A 22,093-nucleotide genomic window follows, 5' to 3' on the forward strand; every position below is an offset into this window, starting at 1 on the left:
ACTCGGAAAATGCTGGCTGCAAAAAACATTTTACGCAGTCGTCGTACAGAAAAACTTACACAACGCTCTATACCCAAGTTACTTCGGGATACAGGTAGGCGGCAACTGAGCGAAGCCCCAGGAGCTTACAGAAGTCAAGTGACTGGGGTGAACGAAGGCAGCCAACACCCCTGCATCTTGAAGGGCGACGGGTATATGCAAGATCTATTACACTGTCCAAACTCTCTATATCGGGTGGAAATTTTGCATGAAACTGACCATTGAGCGACTGACCACGTTATCCGCGCAAGACCTGATTGACCTTGGCAAAATCTGGCCACACCAGCAACCGGCAGAGTGGCAAGCCTGGCTGCAAGATGGCAAAGCACTGTTCGCCGCACGGTTTAATGAGCGCCTGCTGGGGGCGGTAAAAATTGAGCTGTTGAACGATAGCGCGCAACTGCACGATCTGATGGTGCGCGAAGTGACACGCCGCCGTGGCGTTGGGTTGTATCTGGTACAGGATACCCAGCGTCAATTACCGCAGGCGTTACGCTGGCAGCTCTCCACCGCCGGATTAAGCCCGCGTGAACGCGGTGAAGTAGAGAACTTTATGCGTGCCTGTGGCTTCTCCGCACAGGGCGATCTCTGGCAGAAATGAAGCGTTGGGTCGCCTTGGCAGCCATATTGTTGCTGGCGCTAGCCGCAGGGCTGGCTGGCCGCTATCAGGCATTGCGGCTGCATCCTGCCTGGGATCAGCAGGTTTACCTGTGGCAAAGAGTCTGGACGCCACAACATGCCAGCGCGCTGGCCGCCAGCCGTGACCTGTTCTCTACCCTGCGCGTTCTGGGCCTACAGGTGCATCCGCGTGAAGGCTACCGCGAGATCCAGGTCAATATGCCACTGCTGAAGCAGGATGGCCGCCCGCTGTGGCTGGTGGTGCGCCTGGATGGGCAATTGAAGCAGCTGGATGAAGCGGCAATCCGCCAACGTCTGCTGCAACAGTTGCAACGCTGGCAGGCCGCCGGGTTGCCGGTCATCGGTGTGGAGATCGATCACGATGCCGCCACCGCGCGGCTGCCGGAATACCGGCATTTTCTACAGCAACTGCGCCAGCAGCTTCCTGCCTCATTGCAACTGGGGATCACCGCTCTGCCCGCCTGGATCGGCTCTCCGGCGTTACCCGATGTGTTACAGCAGGCCGACAGTTCGGTGCTACAAGTGCATGCGGTGTTATCCCCAGAGCAAGGCTTGTTCGATGGCTCGCTGGCCCTGCGCTGGGTCAACCAGTATGCCCGCATCAGCCGCAACCCCTTCCGCGTGGCGCTGCCCGCTTACGGTATGGGCCTGGTGGGTTTTGACGCGCAGGGCGCACAGGTGGAAAGCGAGGCTTCTGTACGCGTGGCGGGCAGCACGCAGGAACTCACCGTTGCGCCCCAGCAGGTGGCCGATTTTCTGCATCAGCTTGCCACGCTCAACCCACCACGATTGCGCGGTATCATCTGGTTCCGCCTGCCGCTGGAGGGCGATCGCCGCGCCTGGTCACTCGCCACGCTGCGAGCAGTGATCGGTAACCAACCGCTTACCGTCAGTTGGCAGGTAAAATTTCTGCCACAGCAAAATGGGTTGTATGATCTGCTTATTCAGAATGATGGGCCGGTAGATGCCCCGCTCCCCCGCGAGATCGTCATTAACGCCAGCCGTTGCCTGGCGGCCGATGCGGTGGCTAATTACCGGCTGGAAACCACGGCACAGCAACAACACTTTATCCGCATCAGCGGCGATCAGCTACGCGCCGGGCAATCACGCCCATTAGGCTGGCTACGCTGCCAACAGATCACGCCAGGAGGCACTTATGTCGTCCCATGATTTGCGTACTCTTCCACTCGCATCGCTGATTGCCGCTGCGTTAGTTATCCCTTTGAGCGGCCAAGCCTGCGGACCGGATTTCCCCAACCGTTTACTGCTCAATCGCAACAGCACCCTGCTGTATATGCCAGAAGGTAATTTCGCATTCGAAACCAGCAGGTTGGTCGCGGTAGACAAACAATTGCCGCGGTGGAAAGAACCGGCACCAGAAACCCCGCCAAAACCGATGCCGCAATCGCCTCAGGAGCAGGCAATCAACCAAATGCGCGCCAGCAAGACCGTTGAGCAAGCCAGTGCAGTTGACGCACAAGCGCTCTCCAACGCAGCGCGCCTGTACACCTTGGGCGCGGTGGCTTTTGCGGCGGAAGATCCCCGTGCAGCCGAATACTTCAAGCAGGTTCTGGCGCTGCCAGCGGCCGATCGGGGCGATTGGGGGTTACGGGCACAATACTCGCTCGGGCGGCTATGGATGAATGACCACGGCACGCCGGAAAACGTCGACGGCTCAGCCACTCCGGTGGTGAAACACCCAGAGAGAGCGCAGCTTGATAAGGCTATTGCAGCTTTCCAGCAGGTGATCGACCAAGTGAAAAACGGCGAGGCCGATCCCGATCAGCTGGCGTTAAGCAGCCTGGGCCAGCAGGCGCGAATTCACCTGTGGCAGGGTGAGATGACCGCTGCGGTGCAGTTATATGCACAACAGGCGGCACAGGGTGATAGCGATGGCGGTTTGTCATTGCAATATATCTCCAGCTATCTGGTCAACCCGAACCACTTGGAAGCGCTCAAGCAGGCGATTCACGATCCGCTGGTCCAGCAGTTGGTCACCATCGAACTGTTCGCCCGCAGCGCTAACGTGCAGCCATACGACAATACCAAGCAGGTCATTGATCCGATCCTGGCACTGCTCAATGAATCGGTACAACGCGGTTTTGCCGGTAGCGATCGATTGGCGGCATTGGCCTATCGTTCCGGGAACTACCCGATGGCCGCTAGCCTGCTGAAAAACGCCGGGGACAGCGGTTTGGCCTGGTGGTTGCGCGCCAAGATGGCGCTGCGTGACGGCAACGTCAAGGCCGCCACCGCCGCCTATGCCAAAGCCGCAGCGGCGTTCCCTTCTGACGAAAGCTGGGGGCCACAATATGATGGGGATTTCGCCAATGAGATGATCATCCCCGAGTGCCGGGTGGCCGGTGAACAGGCCATTCTGGCGCTGAACCGGGGTGATTACCTGCAAGCGATGGGGTTGATGTACCGTGGCAAAGAGAATTACTGGGCAGACGTCGCCGATATCGCCGAGCGGGTGCTGACCATTGATGAGTTGAAAGGCTTTGTCGATAAACATGCCCCTGCGCCCACCACGCCGCTGCAACCGGTTAAGCCTGATGAGTACAATGGCCAACAGCTCACGCCGGAAGTACAGTTGCGCGAACTGCTGGCACGGCGGATGATGCGTGCCGGGCGTTATCAGGAAGCGGTAAATTACTTTGCCATTCCGAACTATGGCCAAGCTGCGCAGGAATTTGCCGAACGTTTGAAAGTGGCGCAGGATAAGACCGGCGACAAAACCACTCGCGCCAAAGCCTACTATCAGGCGGCGGCGTTACTGCGCGAACAAGGGTTGGAATTCACTGGCTACGAAATGACGCCGGATTACGCCATTTACGGCGCGGGCTACTCCTATCTTGGGGATGCCTTTGATACCCGCGAGCTAAAACACAAGAGTTGGATCAGCGCCGCTGAGGCGGTACGTGCTGCCAAATCTCTGCCAGCGGCGGATAACCGTTTCCTGCACTATCGCTGGCAGGCCGTGGCGCTGGCACAGCTTGCGGCCGATCTCTTGCCACCAAAAAGCCAAGCCTATGCCGCCGTGCTGTGCAACGCCGCAAGCTGGGTGATAGCGCGCGATGCCAAAACCGGGCGAGCGCTCTATCAGCGTTACACCAAAACAGGGGCTCAATACGACTGGTCAAGCCGATTTGGCTATAACTGCCCGGCACCGGAGTTTGCCGCCGTAGCCAAATAAACGCCAGAAACAGAAAAGCCCGGCTGTTAACACAGACCGGGCTTTTCAGACGGCTGACAAAGCTGGTTATTAGGGGGAGCGTGCCGAAGGGGTCGTAACGGCGTAAGCCGTCGGAGTGCCCCTCGGTGCGCTAGACCCGGGTATCTCGGGCTAGAAGGCGACTTTGTCATCAACCTCAAAAGCCCGGCTGTTAACACAGACCGGGCTTTTGCAATGCGCGGAGCAGAATTACGCTTCGATCGCCATCTTCAGCTTCTTCATGGCGTTCTTTTCAAGCTGGCGCACACGTTCGGCGGAAACACCGTACTGATCGGCCAGCTCCTGCAACGTGGACTTGTTGTCATCGTCCAGCCAACGGGCGCGGATGATATGCTGGCTGCGCTCGTCCAGACCTTCCAGCGCGAAGGCCAGTTTGTCTGCGGCACTGCTTTCCCAGTTATCTTCCTCAATGCCTTCGGCAAAGTCTGAGCTTTTATCCTGCAAATACAGCACCGGCGCCATTGCCTGACCATCGCGCCCTTCGTCTTCCGGCGTTGGGTCAAAGGTCATATCCTGTGCGGCCATGCGGGATTCCATCTCGCGCACGTCTTTACTGGTTACACCCAGTTCACGCGCCACCAGCTCCACTTCATCCTGGTTAAACCAGCCCAGACGCTGTTTGTTTTTGCGCAGGTTAAAGAACAGCTTGCGCTGTGCCTTGGTGGTGGCCACTTTGACAATGCGCCAGTTACGCAGCACGTATTCGTGAATTTCTGCCTTGATCCAGTGCACGGCAAAGGACACCAGGCGCACACCCACTTCTGGATTGAAGCGGCGCACCGCCTTCATCAGGCCGATATTCCCTTCCTGGATCAGGTCTGCCTGCGGCAACCCATATCCTGAATAGTTACGGGCAATATGAGCAACAAAGCGCAGGTGGGACAGGATGAGCAACTTAGCTGCTTCCAGATCGCCCTGATAATGCAGCCGTTCAGCCAATTCCCGCTCTTCCTCTGCCGTCAGCATCGGATAGGTGTTGGCTGCCCGCAGATAGGCTTCCAAGCTGCCCTGTGGGACTAAGGCTAAAGTTTGCATTTCTTTGGTCATTCAAAACCCTCTCTTGATAAAACAGATCATGCAGATGATTTTACGGCGGGGGAGTTATTGATCTTATGGCTATTGCTGTTGCAAAAGCGGTTCCACACGCCGGGCACCTTAACATTTGCTGCCATTTTCGACCGTGCTCTACCCTATAAGTTCCATATTTTTCGCTCGCAACGCTAATGACAATACGTGACGAAAGCTCAGAATAATAGGAAATTTGTGCGTTATTGAAAAGAGGCTGGATAACTTGCTGTTTGAGTGCTCTTCTCCCGCAACACGGTGGGACGCAGCAGGAGAAGAGTATATCAAAAAATCATTTATTGTGGTGTAAATCGGCGTAAATGTTGCACTGTGGCCAACCAGGCGGCAACCCAGCCAATCATGGCGGCAATCAGCAGTAACAACAGGGCTTCGTCCCAGCCCAAGCCGTGCAGAGTAAAGGTAGTGCCGAACACTTTTGCCACGCTGGTGACCACCGATTCCAGCTTCCACACCAGCGCCCCAGACAGGATCAGCGAGAACAGGGCACCAAAGAAGCCGAGCATCGCACCGCCGTTCAGGAACGGGCGCAGAATAAAGCCATCGGTCGCGCCAATCAGCTTCATCACGTTGATGGTATCACGGCGGCTGAAGATGCTCAGACGCACGCTGTTACCAATCACCAGGAACACTGCCACGATCATCAGCACGCCGATCATCGCCGCTACCTGGCCCACCAAACCGGTCAGCGCCGCCAAGCGGGCAAACCAGCTGTCGTCCATCCGCACGTCGTCCACACCGTGCACCGCTGCGACGCGATCGCGCAGGGTATTGAGCGTATCGGAGCTCTGGAAACTCATCTTCGGCGTGATAATAGCGACCGCGGGCAGCGGGTTCTCTTCCAGCATATCCAGCGCACCGCCAAAACCGGACCAGTTGCGGAACTCACCGCGCGCTTCTTCACGCGACAGGTAATTCACCTTCTCCACGCCCGCTTCCGCCTTGATGGCGTCCAGCACTTTCACCGCCGCGTCATCGTCGAGGGATTTATCCAGATAGACCGTCAACTGCGGCGTCGGATACCACTGGGTGGCTGCCGTGCTGACGTTTTTCCATACGATGTAACAGACGCTGGGTAACGTCAGGGAGATAGCGATCACCATCACCGTCAGCAGCGTTGCCAAGGGTTGGCGCAGCATATCCGCGATAGCGTTCATCCAGGCGTAGCGCCACTGTTCACGCCAGCCGCCGCGCAGTGCCTTGCTCTTGGCCGTTTTTGCGTTATTCGCCATGATGCATCCCTCCGGCCATGCGGCCTTGGCTCAGCGTCAGGATGCGGTAGTTGCGGCGCGCAATCAGCCCGGTGTCGTGGGTAGCCATCAGCACCGTGACCCCAACGCGGTTAAATTCTTCAAACAGGCGCAAAATGCCTTCCGACAGCGCATCATCCAGGTTACCGGTCGGTTCATCCGCCAGCAGGACGGCGGGTTTGTTCACCACCGCGCGGGCAATGCCGACGCGCTGCTGCTCGCCGCCAGAAAGCTGGATCGGGAAGTTCTTCGCTTTATCCAGCAGCCCAACCTTATCCAGCGCAGCCGACACGCGGCGGCGAATGTCTTCGGTGCTGGCACCGGCGATCACCAGCGGCATCGCCACGTTGTCGTACACCGTGCGATCCAGCAGCAAATGGTGATCCTGAAAAATCATGCCGATCTGCCGGCGCAGGAAGGGTACTTCGCGGCTTTTCAAGCGGCTGATATCATGCCCGCCGAACCAGATATGCCCCGCGCTCGGCCGTTCGATACCACAAATCAGTTTCAGCAGGGTACTTTTCCCAGCGCCGGAATGGCCGGTCAGAAACGCCATCTCCGCCGGGCGCAGATGGAAATCTACCCCTTGCAGCGCCTGCCGTCCGCCCAGATAAGCTTTACTGACCTGTTCAAAGCGAATCATCCGTATTAATCCTCTCGGGCAAAAAGTGCCTCAATAAAATCGTCAGCCTTAAACGGCCGCAAATCTTCAATGCCTTCGCCAACGCCGATATAACGGATCGGGATACCGAACTGATCGGCGATGGAGAAAATCACCCCGCCTTTGGCGGTACCATCCAGTTTAGTCAGCGTAATACCGGTTAAACCTACGGCTTCATTAAATAATTTCGCCTGATTGACCGCGTTCTGCCCGGTGCTGGCATCCAGGGTCAGCATAACCTCATGAGGGGCCTGCTCGTCCAGTTTTTTCATGACGCGCACGATCTTCTTCAGCTCTTCCATCAGGTGCGCTTTGTTCTGCAAGCGGCCAGCGGTATCAGCGATCAGCACGTCGATATTGCGCGCTTTAGCAGCCTGTACGGCGTCGAAGATCACCGAGGCGGAATCGGCACCGGTATGCTGGGCCACTACCGCAATGCGGTTGCGCTCACCCCAGACCTGCAACTGCTCAACCGCGGCGGCACGGAAGGTATCGCCTGCTGCCAGCATCACCGACTTGCCTTCGGCCTGGAACTGACGCGCCATTTTGCCGATGGTGGTGGTTTTACCCACGCCGTTAACGCCAACCATCAGGATGACAAACGGCGTTTTACCGCCAACGTCCAACGGTTGATCCACCTTCGCCAGAATGTCTGACATCTCTTCTTTCAGCTTGCCGTACAGCGCCTCGGCGTCATTCAACTGCTTACGGCTGGCATGCTGGGTAAGAGATTCGATGATTTTACGCGTAGTTTCCACGCCGACGTCGGCAATCAGCAGTTGTTCTTCCAACTCTTCGAACAGTTCGTCGTCGATCTTTTTGCCACGGAACAGGCCGATAAAACCAGAACCCAGATTCTGTTTGGTTTTCAGCAGGCTGCGCTTCAGGCGGGCAAAAAAGCCCTCTTTGCTCGGGCGTTCCTGCTCCTGCGTCACCGCCGGGGCCAGTAATTCGGGGATTTCTGCCGGGGCTTCGATCTCTGCCATGATTGCAACCGGCTCTGGCTCAGGTTCAACCACCTCTGCCACCGGTTCAATAAGGGGCTCGATCGCTTGGGCTGGGGCGGGCTCTTCTACCGCAGCACTGTGTTCGATCAGCGCCGGGATATTTTCGGCAATCGGTTCGCCATTCTGGCCGGCATCCCACTCCCCAGGGGTATCGTTGAGATCGGCTGGCTCGGATTCCTGAGCGGGAAGCTTGTCGTCCAGTTTGGGGGCAACCGGAGTTTCTGCAACCTGATGCTCCTCTTGCTCTGCGGCTGGCTCAGGTTGTTGCTGCTTTTCTTCCTGTTGGCCGAAGCCCAGCCAGGAGAAAAACCCACGTTTCTTATCTTTTGCCATCTATTAACCCTACTCCGTACCAATAGCTTGCCAATGCAAAAATTAATCCGCCGAGTCTATCACTTTCCCTCGCACAGCAACACGCATCGGGCATGCTTTCCAAAGCAACAGCGTTTTACGTTTCCCCCGGCGCGCCACACCGGTAGAATGGCGGCAACTTTTTGTTAACTCCGAAACTCTCTATGGCAAAAATATCTTCACGCAGCCCGGCTAAAAAAGCGCCATCGGCGTCTGCTGGCCAGATCCGCATTATCGGCGGCCAGTGGCGCGGGCGTAAACTACCGGTTCCTCACAGTGAAGGGCTGCGGCCCACCACCGATCGCGTGCGTGAAACGCTGTTCAACTGGCTGGCTCCGGTGATCCGCGGCGCTCGCTGCCTGGACTGTTTCGCCGGTAGCGGTGCGCTGGGGTTGGAAGCGCTATCCCGCTATGCTGCCAGCGCCACGCTGCTGGAATATGAACGGCCGGTAGCCCAGCAGTTGGAGAAAAACCTGGCGTTGCTAAAGGGCGAGGGGCAGGTCATCCATACCAATACGCTTCATTGGCTGGCGGGCAACGGACAACCCTTTGACGTGGTATTTCTCGATCCGCCATTCCGCAAGGGGTTACTGGCCGAAACCGTTATACTGTTAGAACAACGGGGATGGCTGGCGGATGAGGCGTGGATTTATGTCGAGGCTGAAGCCGAAAGCGCCGCCGCTGACGTCCCAGCAACCTGGACGCTGCACCGCGAGAAAATCGCGGGTCAAGTGGCCTACCGTCTTTACATCCGTTCTATTGATGAGAAAACCGAACATGCTGATTAATCTGGGCCGCTTGCTGATGCTGTGCGTGTGGGGCTTTTTGCTCGCTAACCTGTTCTCGCCGTACCCCAAGCCGCTGAAATACTTCATCGACGTGGCGCTGTTCTTTATGGTGGTGATGCATGGGCTGCAACTGGTATTACTGAAATCCACCCAGCCGAAAGATCAGCCCATCAGCCGCGGGCAGCAAGCCAAAATTTTTATTTTTGGCGTCTTTGAAATGCTGGCCTGGCAGAAAAAACAGCCGCCGATCAAGAAGAAATAATCCGATACCCTGCATTTTGAAGAAAGCATTGTTTAACTTACGCACGCTGCCTAAACTGAAGAAGTGACACGAGTGACAATCTGGAGCGGGTGATACAGCTCCCATCATAAATAAGGAAGACAAAATGAGTTGGCCGTTCCTTGCCGTATTTTTTTCCGGTTGGCTGTTCGTCGATGCCTCCTACCGCGGTCCTCGTTGGCAACGCTGGGTGTTTAAACCGGTCACGCTGCTGCTGATGTTGCTGATGGCCTGGCAGGCACCGGTGCTGGGTGCGACCGGTTATCTGATCGTCCTGGGCCTGTTAGCCACGCTGGTGGGTGATGCCTTGCTACTGCTGCCACGCGAACGCGTGCTGTATGCCATCGGCGCGTTCTTCCTTTCACACTTACTCTATACCCTGAGCTTTGCCAGCCAGATGACGTTCAGCCTGTTCTGGCCATTGCCTGTGGCGCTACTCATCATTGGGGCAGCGCTGTTGGCAACCATCTGGAGCCGGTTGGAAGAGATGCGCTGGCCGATCGCCACCCTGGTGGCGATGACGCTGCTGATGGTGTGGCTGGCAGGTGAACAGTATTTCCTGCGCAGCACCGATTTCAGCTTCTCGCTGCTGGCGGGCGCGTCATTGCTGCTGCTGGCCAACGTGGTGTGGCTGCTGAACCGCTACCGCTTTGCTTTCCGTGCCGCAGATGCGGTTGTAGCTTTCTGCTACTTCGTCGGCCATTTCCTGATCGTCCGTTCGCTCTATCTGTAATAGATACCATGGGTTCGGTACGCCGAACCCATTTTGCCTGCTACAGCGCCTTTAACGTCAAGCCAGCCCCGGTATAAACCTCACCCGCGCGCGCGAAAAACACCCATGTGCTGCCATCCGCCTGTAATAACGCAATACCATCCGGCGCTGGCCGCCAGCCAACCACCTCTGCGGCAAAAAGGGTTTTCAAACAGTGCTCGCGATCCCGCAGTTGATAACCATTGGCACCCTGTTGCACGCTGGCGAGAAACTCCACCTGGCACTGCTGCTGGCGGTCGGTAATCTGCCACTGGCCTGCCAGTGAATGCGCGGTCGGAAGAACTAAACTGCTGGCCATCGCGGCTCCCGTCACTGTGATGCTCACCGCTACCATAGCGGCATGCGTTAATCTGCCTTTCATAGAGGCTCCTGCAAGTAGGGGCAGCCATGCTACCCCTACCATTGCATCCTGCTAAACGATAAAATCTGCCGTCAAATCGGCCTGACCGCCGATCCTCAACAAGAAATCAGGGGTCTGATATCCGCCAAGATTCAGTGCCAGATGACTCAGGTTACTGGCCGCATCATAAGTCAGCAATGCTTCACCGGCGGCCCCGCTCAAGTGATCGACAAAATGGATGAAATCTTTGCCCTGCGCGCCCTGATTAAAGAACGACAGGTCAATTTTATCGCTACCACTCTCAAAGTCGTAGATATAGTCGCTAAATTCGGGGGTGGAATCGCTGGCGGCAGTGAACACAAAGGTGTCCTTGCCTTCACCACCAAACAGCTGATCGGCACCGGCGCCACCGTGCAGAATGTCATCCCCTGCACCACCGAGCAGTTGGTCATGGCCGTTGCCACCAAACAAGATGTCGTTACCCTCATCCCCCCACAAGCGATCGTTACCATCGCCACCGGCCAGTATGTCGTTGCCCGCACCGCCGAACAGCACGTTACTGGCAGCATTGCCCACGATCACATCGTTGCCTGAACCCCCAATCGCGTTTTCGATGGTGACACCGGCGGCAATCGCCACGTTGCCTTTAAGCCCACCCACATCTGAAAAAGATTTCTCATTCAGGTTGATGCGTTGATCAGCGGTATAGCCTGAGAAATCAAAGGTATCGTTGCCACCCGCATCCCAGGCGGCAAAGATCACTTTCTGTGTATTGCTGCTGGTGCTGAGGAAATCACGATCGGTGTTGGAATTGAAACCATACACGGTATCTCCGCTGCGGGTGGTCATATTGGCTCCATACAGATGCTGGATCGCGGAAATATCGTCGATCAGCGGTGCCGCCGCATAATGGCCGCCGTTATCGCCACCCGTGTTGGTTTCACTCCAGTAACTCATCAGGCTAAATTCACGGGTATCTTCGGCATAGCTGGCGTTTTGATAGGTTGGGTTGCCCTCGCCAGCGTTATAGTCACCCGGATGGCTCAAACCCAGCGCGTGGCCGATTTCATGGGTGAACGTCTGGCGGCCGTAATCTTCGCTGGCCGGGTGTTTCACATTGAACTGGTTGATGTTGTACCAAGTCTGGCCGGAGAGATCCTGCCCCTGATAAACCGAGCCCGGTAAAAAGGCATAGGCCTGAGTCCCGTAATCATTATGACCAGGGTAATCCTGGCTGTAGTTACCAAAGGTGATATTAGCCTTATGGCTGGCTGCCACTTCGGTAAAGGTAATATTGGCCACATCAGCCCAGGATTGCAGCGATAGCTTCGCCTGCTGTTGCTGCTCAACGCTGAACTTGCTGAGCCCGGTATCACCCGCGACGTTGGTGGTGGAAAATTTATAATCTGGGAATGAGAAGGTTAATTTAACCGACTGGTCAAAAACCCCTTTGCCATTCCAGGTTTGATTAGTACGTGTAATGAATAGCCCAGCTTGCTCGGTAGAAAATGAATCCTTGCCATTAATCTGAATCCCGTTACCTCGCTCATGATAATGCAGTAAAGCATCGACTGCGTCATAACCGGTGGTCGCCGACAAATTGGATCCAGTGACTTCAACTGCTTTTTTCGTCGATTGCATTGGTTCGATTCCACTCATTATCTGATTGCCTATTAATCAGACAGATAGACATAACCGACCCACCAATCAGGTGCACGCACCATGAACTGGTGAGAGGGCGTTTATGCGCCATTGCTGGCAGTGATTCAGGTAGAATTAATGCAGGTAGATCGGTAAATAAGATCACCATCTCAAATGGCAATCGTTTCCAAGTATAGGCAGGGACTCAGCGTGTCGTTAAAAACGATCAACTATTTATCATTAAAAAATAAGTTAATAACGCTGACTTTATCAGCAAATGACAAAGTTAAGGCAGGATAATGATGGAATATTGGCTACAAACTTCAGCCATGCTGCGGCATGCAGATACCAGAGAGTTATGCTGGCATTTCACTCAAAAATCATAAATTTTATTGAATATATTTATATTATTATGTTTTAAAATTAATTAATTTGTATTTTATATTTCACAACAGGGCATCGACATATCGCCCGCTTCAGTTAGTAATAATTCTCATATAGGGCTTGACTCTGGAGTCAGCTCCAAGGTGTAGAGTCAATCCTGAGAACACCGTTAATTGCCTGAAGGGGGAGTTATGCATACTCATAAAGAACATCATCATCAGGAACATAGCCATAAAGAGAACGGCTGCGGCTGCAACCATAGCCACGCGCAAACCCAGCACGGTTGCAGCAGTGAAAAAACCACCGGGGCGGAAAATCACGCCCATTCCCACGAACATGCCCATGAGCACAGTGCCAGCTGTTGCAGCAGCGGCCACGACGATCCGGATGAGGAAAGCGACAGGCTGGCTGCCGTTCCCCCTTCCGGCAGCCAGCGTTTCAGTTGGAAAGTCACCGGCATGGATTGCCCAAGCTGTGCCAAAAAAATTGAAAATGCCGTCACGTCCATTCCCGGCGTCGACAGCGCACGCGTGCTGTTTGCCACAGAAAAACTGGTGGTGGATGCCCAGAGCGATATCAGCCTGCGCGTGCAAGATGCGGTAAAACAGGCTGGTTTTACCCTGCTGAATACGGCAGTCAAAACCGATGAGCCGAAAACCTCCCGCCTAGGAGAGTTCGGCCCATTGCTACTGCTCTCGCTACTGATGGCAAGCAGTTGGATCTTGGATCTCATCAACCCGCAATTCGGCCAGATTGCTTTTATCATTACCACGCTGGTCGGCTTGGCACCTATCGGCCGTAAAGCCCTGCGTCTGATCCGCTCAGGCACCCCGTTTGCTATTGAAACTCTGATGAGCGTCGCCGCCATTGGCGCACTGTTCATCGGTGCCACGGCCGAAGCCGCCATGGTGTTGCTGCTGTTTATGGTGGGGGAACTGCTGGAATCCTATGCCGCCAACCGCGCCCGCAAAGGCGTGAAAGCCCTGATGGCGCTGGTGCCGGAGGATGCCCTGCTGATCCAGGGTAACGCGCGCAAAAAGGTGCCGGTCGCCAGCCTGCGCCCCGGCGATGTGATTGAAATCGCACCGGGTGGCCGTCTGCCTGCCGATGCTGAGTTGCTCAATCCTTTCGCCAGCTTTGACGAAAGCGCATTAACCGGTGAATCCGTGCCGGTTGAACGCCAACAAGGGGAGAAAGTGGCGGCAGGCAGCCTGTCGGTCGATCAGGCGGCGCAGATGAAAGTGACCTCTGAACCGGGCAAAAATGCTATCGACCGTATTTTGCAGTTGATTGAAGAAGCCGAAGAGCGCCGTGCGCCGATCGAACGCTTCCTCGATCGCTTTAGCCGTTACTACACCCCAGCGATTATGCTGCTGGCGGTTGCTGTGATCCTGGTGCCACCGCTGCTGTTCGCCGAACCTTGGCAAATGTGGATCTATCGTGGCCTGACCCTGCTGCTGATCGGTTGCCCTTGCGCGCTGGTGATCTCGACTCCGGCGGCGATCACTTCCGGCCTGGCAGCCGCTACCCGCCGTGGTGCGCTGATTAAAGGCGGCGCGGCGCTGGAACAGTTGGGCCGAGTACAAACCATCGCATTCGATAAAACCGGCACGCTGACCGAGGGTAAACCCACCGTCACCGACGTGTTGCCAGCTAGCGGTATCAGCGAACAGCAATTGCTGGCTCTGGCGGCAGCGGTGGAAGCCGGTTCGCATCACCCACTGGCGCAGGCCATCATCAACCGCGCCGGGGAAAACGGCGAGGCACTGCCGCTGGCTGAAAGCCGCCGGGCGCTGGCAGGGATTGGCGTGGAAGGCATGGTTAACGGTAAAACCATTCTGATCAGCGCACCGGGCAAACTGGCAGAAAGCCAGCTTAGCCACGCATGGCGCAGCCAGGTTGAAACTCTGGAAACGGCAGGGAAAACCGCCGTGGTGGTGCTGGAAGAGGGTGTTCCCGTTGGCCTGCTGGCACTGCGTGATACTTTGCGCAACGACGCCAAACAGGCCATTGCCGAGTTGGCAGAATTAGGCATCCGCGGCGTCATGCTGACCGGTGATAACCCGCGCGCAGCGGCAGCTATTGCCAACGAGCTAGGGATTGATTACCGCGCAGGGTTGATGCCGGAAGACAAGGTGCAAGCCATCACGGCGCTGAATCAGCAGCAGCAGACGGCAATGATTGGCGATGGCATCAACGATGCCCCAGCAATGAAAGCCGCCAGTATCGGCATCGCCATGGGCAGCGGCACCGACGTGGCGCTGGAAACGGCTGATGCCGCATTAACGCACAACCGCCTGGTTGGGGTAGCCGAGATGATTCGTATCGCGCGCGCCACGCACGCCAACATTCGCCAGAACATTGCCATCGCGCTCGGGTTGAAAGGGATTTTCCTGGTCACCACCCTGCTGGGGATGACCGGTTTATGGCTGGCGGTGCTGGCGGATTCCGGCGCTACCGCGCTGGTGACCGCCAACGCGCTGCGTCTATTGAAGAAACGCCCATAGCGACAATCCGTCAGGCCCCACGCGGGCCTGACGTTACTCCACCAGCCCTTTGCGCAACAGATAGCGATAAGGGGCCGTTTCGGTTTCCTGCGCCACCAGCGTGTGTTCCATAAAGCGGCAAAAACCCGGAATATCGCGGGTGGTGGCCGGATCGTCGGCAATAATCAGCAACGTTTTACCGTTGTCCATATGGCGCACGGTTTTACGCACCATCATTACCGGTTCCGGGCAGCGCAAGCCCAGCGCATCAAGCGTTTGGTCTGCCTGGGTAAAGATATCAGTCATGCATTGTTCTCGATCAAAAACGATCGGCGAAGGCTCGCCGGATCTCATCAAGGTATATACCCAAAATAATTCGAGTTGCTTGTAGGCGGCAACTGAGCGAAGCCCCAGGAGCTTACTCAAGTAAGTGACTGGGGTGAGTGAAGGCAGCCAACACCCAAGCAACTCGAAGTCTGACGGGTATAGTTTACGCCAGTGGTTTTTCTGTGCAACATGCGTTAACGTTTGCGTGAAATTTAACCACAACTTAAGTTGCATTGGTTGCGCAAACGCGTAATATGCGCCGCGCAGGTAAAATCTCTACCGTTAAATATGGGTTCCCTCACCCCAACTTAAAAAGGCAACATCATGTATTCGTTTACCACTCAACAGCGCGTTACCGCGTTGGTTTGGCTATCGTTGTTCCATATCGCCATCATTACCTCCAGTAACTATCTGGTGCAGTTGCCGATCAGCATTTTCGGTTTTCACACCACCTGGGGGGCATTTACTTTCCCGTTCATCTTCCTGGCGACCGATCTGACGGTCAGGATCTTCGGTGCCCCGCTGGCGCGCAGAATTATCCTCGCAGTGATGGTCCCCGCGCTGTTTATCTCCTATGTGATCTCTACCGTCACGTTTCAGGGGGAATGGCAGGGCCTGGGTGCGCTGACCAGCTTTAACCTGTTTGTGGCACGTATCGCCGTCGCCAGCTTTATGGCCTACGTGCTGGGCCAGATCCTGGACGTGTACGTCTTCAACCGCCTGCGCCAACGCCGCACTTGGTGGCTCGCCCCGGCAGCGGCGATGTTCCTCGGCAATATCAGCGATACGCTGGCGTTCTTCTTCATCGCTTTCTATAGAAGCAGCGACCCCTTTATGGCCGCCAACTGGGTGGAGATTGCGCTGGTCGATTACGGCTTCAAAGTGCTGATCTGCATGCTGTTCTTCCTGCCGATGTACGGCGTGCTGCTAAACATGCTGCTCAAACGCCTGGCATCGCGCCAGCAAGACGGCCAGTTACAGCCGAGTTAATCCGCTGATCAGGGGTGGCTCGGCTGCCCCGCTACTGCGCAAACAAGCCTTGTGACAACATCCGCCTTGCATTTCAGCCTGGAATACGGTGCCATACGCTACAACCCCCTACCTGTGAAGGAATAAGGAAGCCCCATGCGTAAAGTAGCAAAATTGATGGGTATCAGCCTGTTAGTGCTTGGCCTTGCGGCCTGTGACGGTGCCAAAGACAATAAAGAGCCGGTCAACGGCAGCGCGAGTACCGCAGCCAACCAGACGGTAAGCTTACTGGATGGCAAACTGACCTTTACCCTGCCAAACGGCATGGCGGATCAGAGCAGCAAGCTGAGCCAGCAATCTAATAACCGCCACGTCTTCGCCGACAGCACCGGCCAGCGCGCGTTGATCATCATCCTCGGTGATAAACCAGCAGACAGCCTAGAAACTCTGGCCCAGAACATGGAACAGCAGCAGCGTTCACGCGATGCCAACCTGCAGGTGATCACCAACAAAGTTATCGATATCAACGGGGTGTCATTGCGCCAACTGGATAGCATCATTACCAGCAGCGGCCAAAAGGCTTACTCGTCGATCTTGCTCGGTGAATTGGGTAACCAGTTGCTGACCATTCAGGTCACGCTGCCAGCGGATAACCAGCAGCAGGAGCAAAGCGAAGCCGAAGGCATTATCAGTTCGTTGAAGTTACAGCCTTAATCTTGCCAGGGCCGGTGCTTGTACCGGCCCCTTTAATTTCTACCCTATTAATGCTTTAGCTTTTGCTCTGACGTCCGCCAGTACAGAACTCGGCACCTTGCCTTTTTTGGTCGCGTTGCGCTCTCGCCAGTCGAGGCTCTTGACTTGGTCGGCAAGAACGGCGCTCTCAGGCTCACCGGGAACAATGACTTCAAAAGGATACCCTTTTATCCTGGTGGTCATCGGGCAACACAACATCAGCCCAATCCGACCGTTGTAAATTGCAGGGCTTAATACCAGCGCAGGGCGATGGCCAGCCTGTTCATGACCGGCCTGTGGATCAAACTCCAGCCAGACAATATCGCCAGCTTCAGGGACATAGCCTTTAACCATCAGGACACCTCTTTACCGACAGCCTTGCCGAAAGAGACCTCCTGGTGAATATTCTCGTCAGTCACCCCTGACAACAGTCCCTCGATCGAATACTCTTTCGCACGCACCGGTACAATCACAATGCGGCCCTCTTCGACCGTCACTTCTACGGTATCATTAACATTGAGTGACGCGGCTTTCATGATGGCTACCGGCAACCTGACTGATGGACTATTTCCCCATTTTTTAACCACTACCTGCGACATGATCGTCTTCTCCGAATTCAGTGGAATGTCTCTACAATGTAGAAACATTAATCGACAATCGATGACGTGTCAACAATGTTGAAACTTTAAAAAGCTGAACGGGAAATGCCTACCCCAGCGCCTGCGCCAGCAGAGTGATCGGATGTTCGCAGCGCTTGCTGGTCGACATCTCGATCTGCCATTTGCAGGTTTCGCAGTCGGTAATCACCATGTCCACGCCGCTCTCTTCAATCTGGCGGAACAGCGAAGCACCAATACCTTGCGAAGTTTCATAGTTCTCTGACTTGAAGCCGTAAGTCCCGGCGATCCCGCAACATTGCGACTCCAGCACCACCAGCTCCAACCCTGGAATTTGCCGTAACAGCTCCAACGTGTAAGCAGTCCAGCCCATTTTTTCCATATGGCACGGCGTATGGTAAGCCACACGCAGCGGCGTGTGCTTGAGCGGTAAACTGCGCCCCTGGCTCAGCAGGCGATAAAGGTAGCGCGTTGCCAGTTCCACCCGCTCGCGCACCGCCGAGGTATCGATCTCCAACAGATGCGGATATTCATCGCGCAGGGTAAAGGTACAGCTCGAAGAGGTGGCGACTACCGGAATACCGCGCTCCAGCACCGCATCGTGCAAGGATTCGGCGTTAACCTTGGCCTGTTTTTTAGCCTGTTCCATAAAGCCGTTGGCAATCAGCGGCACACCGCAGCATTTCTCACGTTTCAGCAGTTGCACGCCGATATCCATGGCGTTGAACACCTTGATCAAATCTTTACCGAGCTGCGGATGGTTGTAATTGACAAAGCAACCGTGGAAAAACGCCACCTGTTCGCTATAACGCTGTTGCTGCTGCGCCTGTTGGCGATACCAGCGGCGGAAGGTGCCGAAAGAGTATTTTGGCAGTTCACGCCGGTGATCGATCTTCAGCGCTTTATCCAGCAGCATACGCACCGGTTTCAGCCCGGTGGTAGCATTGACGATCGGCGCAAACGGCGTTGAAAGCGAGCCCATGATATCGGTATGGCTGAGAATGGCATCGCGCAGCGTCGGCTTTTTCTGGCTGAAATTGGCGCGCGCACGCTGGATAATGTCACCGATTTTCACCTCGGATGGGCACGCCACTTCGCAGCGTTTGCAGTTGGTGCAGTATTTCAGCGCCTCATCATACAGCGCCGGATCTTTCAGCCGCAGACGCTCGCCATCCGGCCCGGCCTGCTTCGGCCCCGGATAGAGCGGGTTGACCTTGGCCACCGGGCAATAGGTAGTACACACCGTGCATTTAATGCAGCTCTCAAAACTGTTGTCTTTTAACAGGCTCATGCCGAAACCTCCTGCATAGCAATCTGTTGTGCCACATGCAGCGCACCTATCAGCGATACCCCGGCTCCACAGCCTTGCTGTAACGGATCGTAGCCCGCTGTGACGGCCCCGATAGCGTACAGATTCGCGATCGCCTGCCCTTGCTTGAGCGCACGTAAACCGGCATCGGTCTGCACGCCAAATTGCAGATAGGGTTGCGGCGCGAACAAATCGCTGCGGCTCCACTCTTCACGCTGGGGCTTGCTGTAAACGTCGAGGCCGAACACTGGTTCACGAATGCCGTCAAACTCCGCCACCAGCCCATTGCTGAAGAAACTGCCGCTGGCCAACACTACCTGCTGCGCACGCAGCGGGATATCGGTGTGGTTGCGGGTATACAGGCCGCTAATACGTTGCCCGTCAAAATCCGCCCGCAGCACGGTATCCCCCGGCATAAATACGCCACCCAGTTGCTGCAAACGCTGGCGCAATGCCTGGTGTAGCCGCATGCCGAGCACCGAAGGGGGCAGCGTCGGCAACAGGAATACCGGTTTGCCGAGCGCCTCGCGCAGCACCGCCAGTGGCCGATCGCTTTCCAGCCCCAAGCAAGCGGGCAGGAAGATGGCTTCCGCCTCACCCGCCTGGCGTTTGATCTCTTCCGTCAACACGGCCAGATTCTCTGGCACATCCAGCACGCGGGCGATATTCACCGCGCGGAATTCACTGGGGTTATTGCGCAGCCGATCCAGCAGCGGTAAATGCAGCGAAGCAACCTCGGCTTTCACACCCTGTTCCTCGGCCAGCGAGCTGGCCACCATCTGCGGTTGAAAATCCAGGAAGCCTTCGATGCCAAGCACCGCGATCTTGCGCCATGGCAAAACGCCGCCAAGCACAGTGATCGGAATCGCCTGCGGGCTGAGCCAGGTGGCGCGGCGCGTACCGAGCGGCGTGACGCGTAAATGGTTACGCTCGCTGCTGCCCTGCATCTGCACGCCACAACGCTCCAACAACTGCACCGCTTCTGTGGCCAATGTGGCGACGCAGGTTGCACCCATCAGGCTATAAGGGTGTTGCGGAGCCTGCTGCGCCAGCGCCGGTAAGGCCGCCAACGGTGATTCCACCGCCGTGCCATCGGGCAGTTGCGCCAGCAGATCGAGCGAGCCGGAAGAAAAATAGAGCGCACTCTGGCCTGAGCTGACCACTGCGCAACGCTTGCCCTGCTCGGCCAAACGGATGGCGCAGCTCAGCCCTGCCAGCCCGCCGCCAATCACTACCACGTCAAATTGCATCATCGGCCTCCTGCTGCTGGTCACCGCGCGCCTCAAGCCCGCACAACCCCTGGTAAACCCAACTGGTGAACTCACTGGCCCGCAACGCATCGCCCCAGGCGATAGGCCGCACGCCTTTCCAGCGCTCATTGAGGAAGTGAGAAAGCTGCGCGATGGATTGCTGCGGCGTGGTGACATTAAAGTGCGTGAGTAACCCAGCAGCACGGCAGGCGCACAGTTCCCCTTGGCAGGTGCCCATGCCAACGCGGGTGCGACGGCGCAGATCGACCAAGTTATTAACGGTGAGGGAGTTCACCGCATAGCGGACTTCACCGGCGGTCACGGCCTCGCATTCGCACACCAGGCTGTTATCCAGCCGATCGCCCGAAGGAATCTGGCTTGCGCGATCGCCGTGGCGATAAACCGCCGAACCCCGGATGCTCGCCGGCAGCGACACCACGCTGCGCACTGTTTCTTCCGCCGACTGACGGGAACCCGGCAACGCCACTTGCGCCGTGGTGCACGGGCTATTAATGCCCAGCTTGGCACACACTTTATCGGTCGCCCATTCTGCCATCAGCCGGTAAGTCATCAGCTTGCCGCCGGTTATGGTGATAAAACCCTCCAGGCCGTCACGTTCCGCGTGATCGAGCAGCACAATGCCGCGGCTGACGTTACGCCCGGAGGGATCGTCATCGCGCGCCACCAGCGGCCGTACGCCAGCATAGGCACGCAGAATGCGGGTTTGCGCCAGTATTGGTGACAATAGCGAGCCTTCGCGGATCAGCACGTCCACTTCCTGCGGGGTAACTACCATGTTGTCGATCTGGTCGTAATCAATGCGGGTAGAGGTGGTGCCGATCAACGAGATAGTATCTCCCGGCACCAGAATGTCGGCGTCTGCCGGTTTGCGGCAGCGGTTAATCACCATGTTATTAATGCGATGGCCGAGGATTAACAGCGCCCCTTTGGCCGGGAACATACGCACCCGCAGATCGGCATATTCTGCTATCTGTTGGCCCCAAATGCCGGCGGCATTCACCACCACCTGCGCATGAATGTCGTATTGACGCGCATTTTTATGGTCGAAAACGCGCACGCCGGTCACACGATCGCTCGTGCGCAGTAAACCTATTACCTGATGATAGGTGAGCACCTGCGCACCATGTTCACGCGCATCCAGCATATTGGCGGCGGTCAGCCGGAAAGGATCGACGGTACCATCCGGCACCCGCACGGCGCCGATCAACGCCGGGTTAGCCGCAGGCTCCAGACGCAGCGCCTGCTGGGGTTCGATCGCTTCGGCATTAATCCCGGCATTCAGGCAGGCGGTAATAAACTGCTGTTGATACGTCAGCGAATCCTGCGGCAGGGTAATAAACAGGCCATCGCTAGGTTCGATGCAATGGTGGGCAATGCGTTTCAGTATGCGGTTTTCTTCAATGCACTCGCGGGCCGATTCACCGTCGGTCACCGCATAGCGCGCTCCGCTGTGCAACAGCCCATGGTTACGGCCGGTCGCCCCGGTGGCGATGTCATGCCGCTCCAGCAAAACGCAGCGCAGCCCGCGCCGCGCACAGTCACGGGCAATACCTGCACCGGTCGCCCCGCCGCCAATAATGATCACATCCGTTTCGGTCACTGGTGAGTCGTTATTCATTACGCCCCCTGGGCCTATGGTTATCATCCTATTGGTACACATTTATTAAGGATTTTGTTTGATAAGGAACAATAACGAACAAAAAACGAAAGTAAAATGACCTTAAAAAATCACAAATGTGATCAAAATCACAAGTTTTTGCTGTTTACTCATTTCAAAATGTTAACCAATCGCGCAGAATCCGCCGATGTTTCATAAAAGTGTAACAATTGCGCCATCCATCACAATGGGACTTGCGGGTTTTGACTAGGATGGCGCTCGTTATGGAACAATTTGACAACACTTAACTCTGGT

21 protein-coding genes are annotated in these 22,093 nt (G+C 56.2%); 9 read left to right on the forward strand and 12 right to left on the reverse strand.

Annotated features, from left to right (window positions below; translation table 11 throughout):
* Positions 1-247: 247 nt before the first annotated feature.
* Genes panM through AC2A1E_RS07060 form a run of 3 tightly spaced genes read left to right on the forward strand, consistent with a single transcriptional unit; the run spans position 248 to position 3,874 of the window.
* Positions 248-640 (forward strand): aspartate 1-decarboxylase autocleavage activator PanM, encoded by a 393-nt coding sequence (gene panM, locus AC2A1E_RS07050; RefSeq protein ID WP_484383160.1) that lies wholly within the window; start codon positions 248-250, stop codon positions 638-640.
* A complete protein-coding gene (locus AC2A1E_RS07055; protein ID WP_484383161.1) occupies positions 637-1,848 on the forward strand; it encodes a DUF3142 domain-containing protein in 1,212 nt (403 codons plus the stop codon). The genes panM and AC2A1E_RS07055 overlap by 4 nt, the downstream gene beginning before the upstream one ends.
* On the forward strand, positions 1,835-3,874 hold the full coding sequence (locus tag AC2A1E_RS07060) for a hypothetical protein (protein ID WP_484383162.1): 2,040 nt from the start codon (positions 1,835-1,837) through the stop codon (positions 3,872-3,874). Before AC2A1E_RS07055 ends, AC2A1E_RS07060 begins: the two co-directional genes overlap by 14 nt.
* Before the next feature lie 228 nt (positions 3,875-4,102).
* Here AC2A1E_RS07060 and rpoH read toward each other — a convergent pair whose 3' ends face one another.
* From rpoH to ftsY, 4 genes are all read right to left on the reverse strand, one after another.
* A complete protein-coding gene (rpoH, locus tag AC2A1E_RS07065) occupies positions 4,103-4,960 on the reverse strand; it encodes an RNA polymerase sigma factor RpoH (protein ID WP_459400879.1) in 858 nt (285 codons plus the stop codon).
* Between the two features lie 314 nt (positions 4,961-5,274).
* On the reverse strand, positions 5,275-6,228 hold the full coding sequence (ftsX, locus tag AC2A1E_RS07070) for a permease-like cell division protein FtsX (RefSeq protein ID WP_459400878.1): 954 nt from the start codon (positions 6,226-6,228) through the stop codon (positions 5,275-5,277).
* Positions 6,218-6,889, reverse strand: a complete 672-nt coding sequence (ftsE, locus tag AC2A1E_RS07075; RefSeq protein ID WP_484383163.1) for a cell division ATP-binding protein FtsE — start codon at positions 6,887-6,889, stop codon at positions 6,218-6,220. The genes ftsX and ftsE overlap by 11 nt, the downstream gene beginning before the upstream one ends.
* Before the next feature lie 5 nt (positions 6,890-6,894).
* Positions 6,895-8,247: a signal recognition particle-docking protein FtsY gene (gene ftsY / locus AC2A1E_RS07080; RefSeq protein ID WP_484383164.1), complete on the reverse strand. Its 1,353-nt coding sequence runs from the start codon at positions 8,245-8,247 to the stop codon at positions 6,895-6,897.
* A 182-nt stretch (positions 8,248-8,429) separates the two neighbouring features.
* Between ftsY and rsmD the strand changes: the two genes are divergently transcribed.
* The 3 genes from rsmD (at position 8,430) to AC2A1E_RS07095 (ending at position 10,066) form a co-directional block, all read left to right on the forward strand.
* Positions 8,430-9,053 (forward strand): 16S rRNA (guanine(966)-N(2))-methyltransferase, encoded by a 624-nt coding sequence (rsmD, locus tag AC2A1E_RS07085; protein WP_459400875.1) that lies wholly within the window; start codon positions 8,430-8,432, stop codon positions 9,051-9,053.
* On the forward strand, positions 9,043-9,315 hold the full coding sequence (locus AC2A1E_RS07090) for a DUF1145 family protein (RefSeq protein ID WP_484383165.1): 273 nt from the start codon (positions 9,043-9,045) through the stop codon (positions 9,313-9,315). Before rsmD ends, AC2A1E_RS07090 begins: the two co-directional genes overlap by 11 nt.
* A gap of 124 nt (positions 9,316-9,439) precedes the next feature.
* A complete protein-coding gene (locus AC2A1E_RS07095; RefSeq protein ID WP_484383166.1) occupies positions 9,440-10,066 on the forward strand; it encodes a lysoplasmalogenase in 627 nt (208 codons plus the stop codon).
* 40 nt (positions 10,067-10,106) lie between these two features.
* Here the strand turns inward: AC2A1E_RS07095 and AC2A1E_RS07100 are convergent, their stop codons facing one another.
* Both AC2A1E_RS07100 and AC2A1E_RS07105 read right to left on the reverse strand, forming a co-directional pair.
* Entirely contained in the window at positions 10,107-10,466 is a 360-nt protein-coding gene (locus tag AC2A1E_RS07100; protein ID WP_484383167.1) for an AprI/Inh family metalloprotease inhibitor, read from the reverse strand.
* 51 nt (positions 10,467-10,517) lie between these two features.
* Positions 10,518-12,086: a serralysin family metalloprotease gene (locus tag AC2A1E_RS07105; RefSeq protein ID WP_484383168.1), complete on the reverse strand. Its 1,569-nt coding sequence runs from the start codon at positions 12,084-12,086 to the stop codon at positions 10,518-10,520.
* Between the two features lie 575 nt (positions 12,087-12,661).
* Between AC2A1E_RS07105 and AC2A1E_RS07110 the strand changes: the two genes are divergently transcribed.
* Positions 12,662-14,977 (forward strand): zinc/cadmium/mercury/lead-transporting ATPase, encoded by a 2,316-nt coding sequence (locus AC2A1E_RS07110; RefSeq protein WP_484383169.1) that lies wholly within the window; start codon positions 12,662-12,664, stop codon positions 14,975-14,977.
* 33 nt (positions 14,978-15,010) lie between these two features.
* Here AC2A1E_RS07110 and tusA read toward each other — a convergent pair whose 3' ends face one another.
* The gene (tusA, locus tag AC2A1E_RS07115; RefSeq protein WP_459400869.1) at positions 15,011-15,262 is read right to left on the reverse strand and encodes a sulfurtransferase TusA; all 252 of its coding nucleotides are present in this window, start codon (positions 15,260-15,262) and stop codon (positions 15,011-15,013) included.
* Between the two features lie 345 nt (positions 15,263-15,607).
* Here tusA and AC2A1E_RS07120 point away from each other — a divergent pair, with 345 nt between their 5' ends.
* Positions 15,608-16,273 (forward strand): 7-cyano-7-deazaguanine/7-aminomethyl-7-deazaguanine transporter, encoded by a 666-nt coding sequence (locus AC2A1E_RS07120; protein ID WP_484383170.1) that lies wholly within the window; start codon positions 15,608-15,610, stop codon positions 16,271-16,273.
* A 135-nt stretch (positions 16,274-16,408) separates the two neighbouring features.
* Positions 16,409-16,966, forward strand: coding sequence for a DcrB family lipoprotein (locus AC2A1E_RS07125; RefSeq protein WP_484383171.1), 558 nt, complete (start codon positions 16,409-16,411; stop codon positions 16,964-16,966).
* Positions 16,967-17,005: 39 nt separating this feature from the next.
* On the opposite strand, the gene mazF is transcribed toward AC2A1E_RS07125, so the two are convergent.
* The 5 genes from mazF to glpA all read right to left on the reverse strand — a co-directional run bounded on the left by mazF (position 17,006) and on the right by glpA (position 21,799).
* Entirely contained in the window at positions 17,006-17,338 is a 333-nt protein-coding gene (gene mazF, locus AC2A1E_RS07130; RefSeq protein WP_484383172.1) for an endoribonuclease MazF, read from the reverse strand.
* On the reverse strand, positions 17,338-17,583 hold the full coding sequence (locus tag AC2A1E_RS07135; protein WP_484383173.1) for an AbrB/MazE/SpoVT family DNA-binding domain-containing protein: 246 nt from the start codon (positions 17,581-17,583) through the stop codon (positions 17,338-17,340). The genes mazF and AC2A1E_RS07135 overlap by 1 nt, the downstream gene beginning before the upstream one ends.
* A gap of 109 nt (positions 17,584-17,692) precedes the next feature.
* Positions 17,693-18,892, reverse strand: coding sequence for an anaerobic glycerol-3-phosphate dehydrogenase subunit GlpC (gene glpC, locus AC2A1E_RS07140; protein ID WP_484383174.1), 1,200 nt, complete (start codon positions 18,890-18,892; stop codon positions 17,693-17,695).
* The gene (glpB, locus tag AC2A1E_RS07145; RefSeq protein ID WP_484383247.1) at positions 18,889-20,160 is read right to left on the reverse strand and encodes a glycerol-3-phosphate dehydrogenase subunit GlpB; all 1,272 of its coding nucleotides are present in this window, start codon (positions 20,158-20,160) and stop codon (positions 18,889-18,891) included. Before glpB ends, glpC begins: the two co-directional genes overlap by 4 nt.
* Positions 20,150-21,799 carry an anaerobic glycerol-3-phosphate dehydrogenase subunit A gene (glpA, locus tag AC2A1E_RS07150; protein ID WP_484383175.1) on the reverse strand — a complete coding sequence of 550 codons (1,650 nt, stop codon included), beginning with the start codon at positions 21,797-21,799 and terminating at the stop codon, positions 20,150-20,152. The genes glpB and glpA overlap by 11 nt, the downstream gene beginning before the upstream one ends.
* Positions 21,800-22,093 lie beyond the last annotated feature (294 nt).

Source organism: Serratia sp. HNCC26DJ206, assembly GCF_057180605.1.

Excerpts from the sequence above, each read along its gene's own strand:
- panM (WP_484383160.1), top strand. The coding sequence starts at position 248 with ATGAAACTGACCATTGAGCGACTGACCACGTTATCCGCGCAAGACCTG.
- AC2A1E_RS07055 (WP_484383161.1), top strand. The coding sequence starts at position 637 with ATGAAGCGTTGGGTCGCCTTGGCAGCCATATTGTTGCTGGCGCTAGCC.
- AC2A1E_RS07060 (WP_484383162.1), top strand. The coding sequence starts at position 1,835 with ATGTCGTCCCATGATTTGCGTACTCTTCCACTCGCATCGCTGATTGCC.
- rpoH (WP_459400879.1), bottom strand. The coding sequence starts at position 4,960 with ATGACCAAAGAAATGCAAACTTTAGCCTTAGTCCCACAGGGCAGCTTG.
- ftsX (WP_459400878.1), bottom strand. The coding sequence starts at position 6,228 with ATGGCGAATAACGCAAAAACGGCCAAGAGCAAGGCACTGCGCGGCGGC.
- ftsE (WP_484383163.1), bottom strand. The coding sequence starts at position 6,889 with ATGATTCGCTTTGAACAGGTCAGTAAAGCTTATCTGGGCGGACGGCAG.
- ftsY (WP_484383164.1), bottom strand. The coding sequence starts at position 8,247 with ATGGCAAAAGATAAGAAACGTGGGTTTTTCTCCTGGCTGGGCTTCGGC.
- rsmD (WP_459400875.1), top strand. The coding sequence starts at position 8,430 with ATGGCAAAAATATCTTCACGCAGCCCGGCTAAAAAAGCGCCATCGGCG.
- AC2A1E_RS07090 (WP_484383165.1), top strand. The coding sequence starts at position 9,043 with ATGCTGATTAATCTGGGCCGCTTGCTGATGCTGTGCGTGTGGGGCTTT.
- AC2A1E_RS07095 (WP_484383166.1), top strand. The coding sequence starts at position 9,440 with ATGAGTTGGCCGTTCCTTGCCGTATTTTTTTCCGGTTGGCTGTTCGTC.
- AC2A1E_RS07100 (WP_484383167.1), bottom strand. The coding sequence starts at position 10,466 with ATGAAAGGCAGATTAACGCATGCCGCTATGGTAGCGGTGAGCATCACA.
- AC2A1E_RS07105 (WP_484383168.1), bottom strand. The coding sequence starts at position 12,086 with ATGCAATCGACGAAAAAAGCAGTTGAAGTCACTGGATCCAATTTGTCG.
- AC2A1E_RS07110 (WP_484383169.1), top strand. The coding sequence starts at position 12,662 with ATGCATACTCATAAAGAACATCATCATCAGGAACATAGCCATAAAGAG.
- tusA (WP_459400869.1), bottom strand. The coding sequence starts at position 15,262 with ATGACTGATATCTTTACCCAGGCAGACCAAACGCTTGATGCGCTGGGC.
- AC2A1E_RS07120 (WP_484383170.1), top strand. The coding sequence starts at position 15,608 with ATGTATTCGTTTACCACTCAACAGCGCGTTACCGCGTTGGTTTGGCTA.
- AC2A1E_RS07125 (WP_484383171.1), top strand. The coding sequence starts at position 16,409 with ATGCGTAAAGTAGCAAAATTGATGGGTATCAGCCTGTTAGTGCTTGGC.
- mazF (WP_484383172.1), bottom strand. The coding sequence starts at position 17,338 with ATGGTTAAAGGCTATGTCCCTGAAGCTGGCGATATTGTCTGGCTGGAG.
- AC2A1E_RS07135 (WP_484383173.1), bottom strand. The coding sequence starts at position 17,583 with ATGTCGCAGGTAGTGGTTAAAAAATGGGGAAATAGTCCATCAGTCAGG.
- glpC (WP_484383174.1), bottom strand. The coding sequence starts at position 18,892 with ATGAGCCTGTTAAAAGACAACAGTTTTGAGAGCTGCATTAAATGCACG.
- glpB (WP_484383247.1), bottom strand. The coding sequence starts at position 20,160 with ATGCAATTTGACGTGGTAGTGATTGGCGGCGGGCTGGCAGGGCTGAGC.
- glpA (WP_484383175.1), bottom strand. The coding sequence starts at position 21,799 with ATGAATAACGACTCACCAGTGACCGAAACGGATGTGATCATTATTGGC.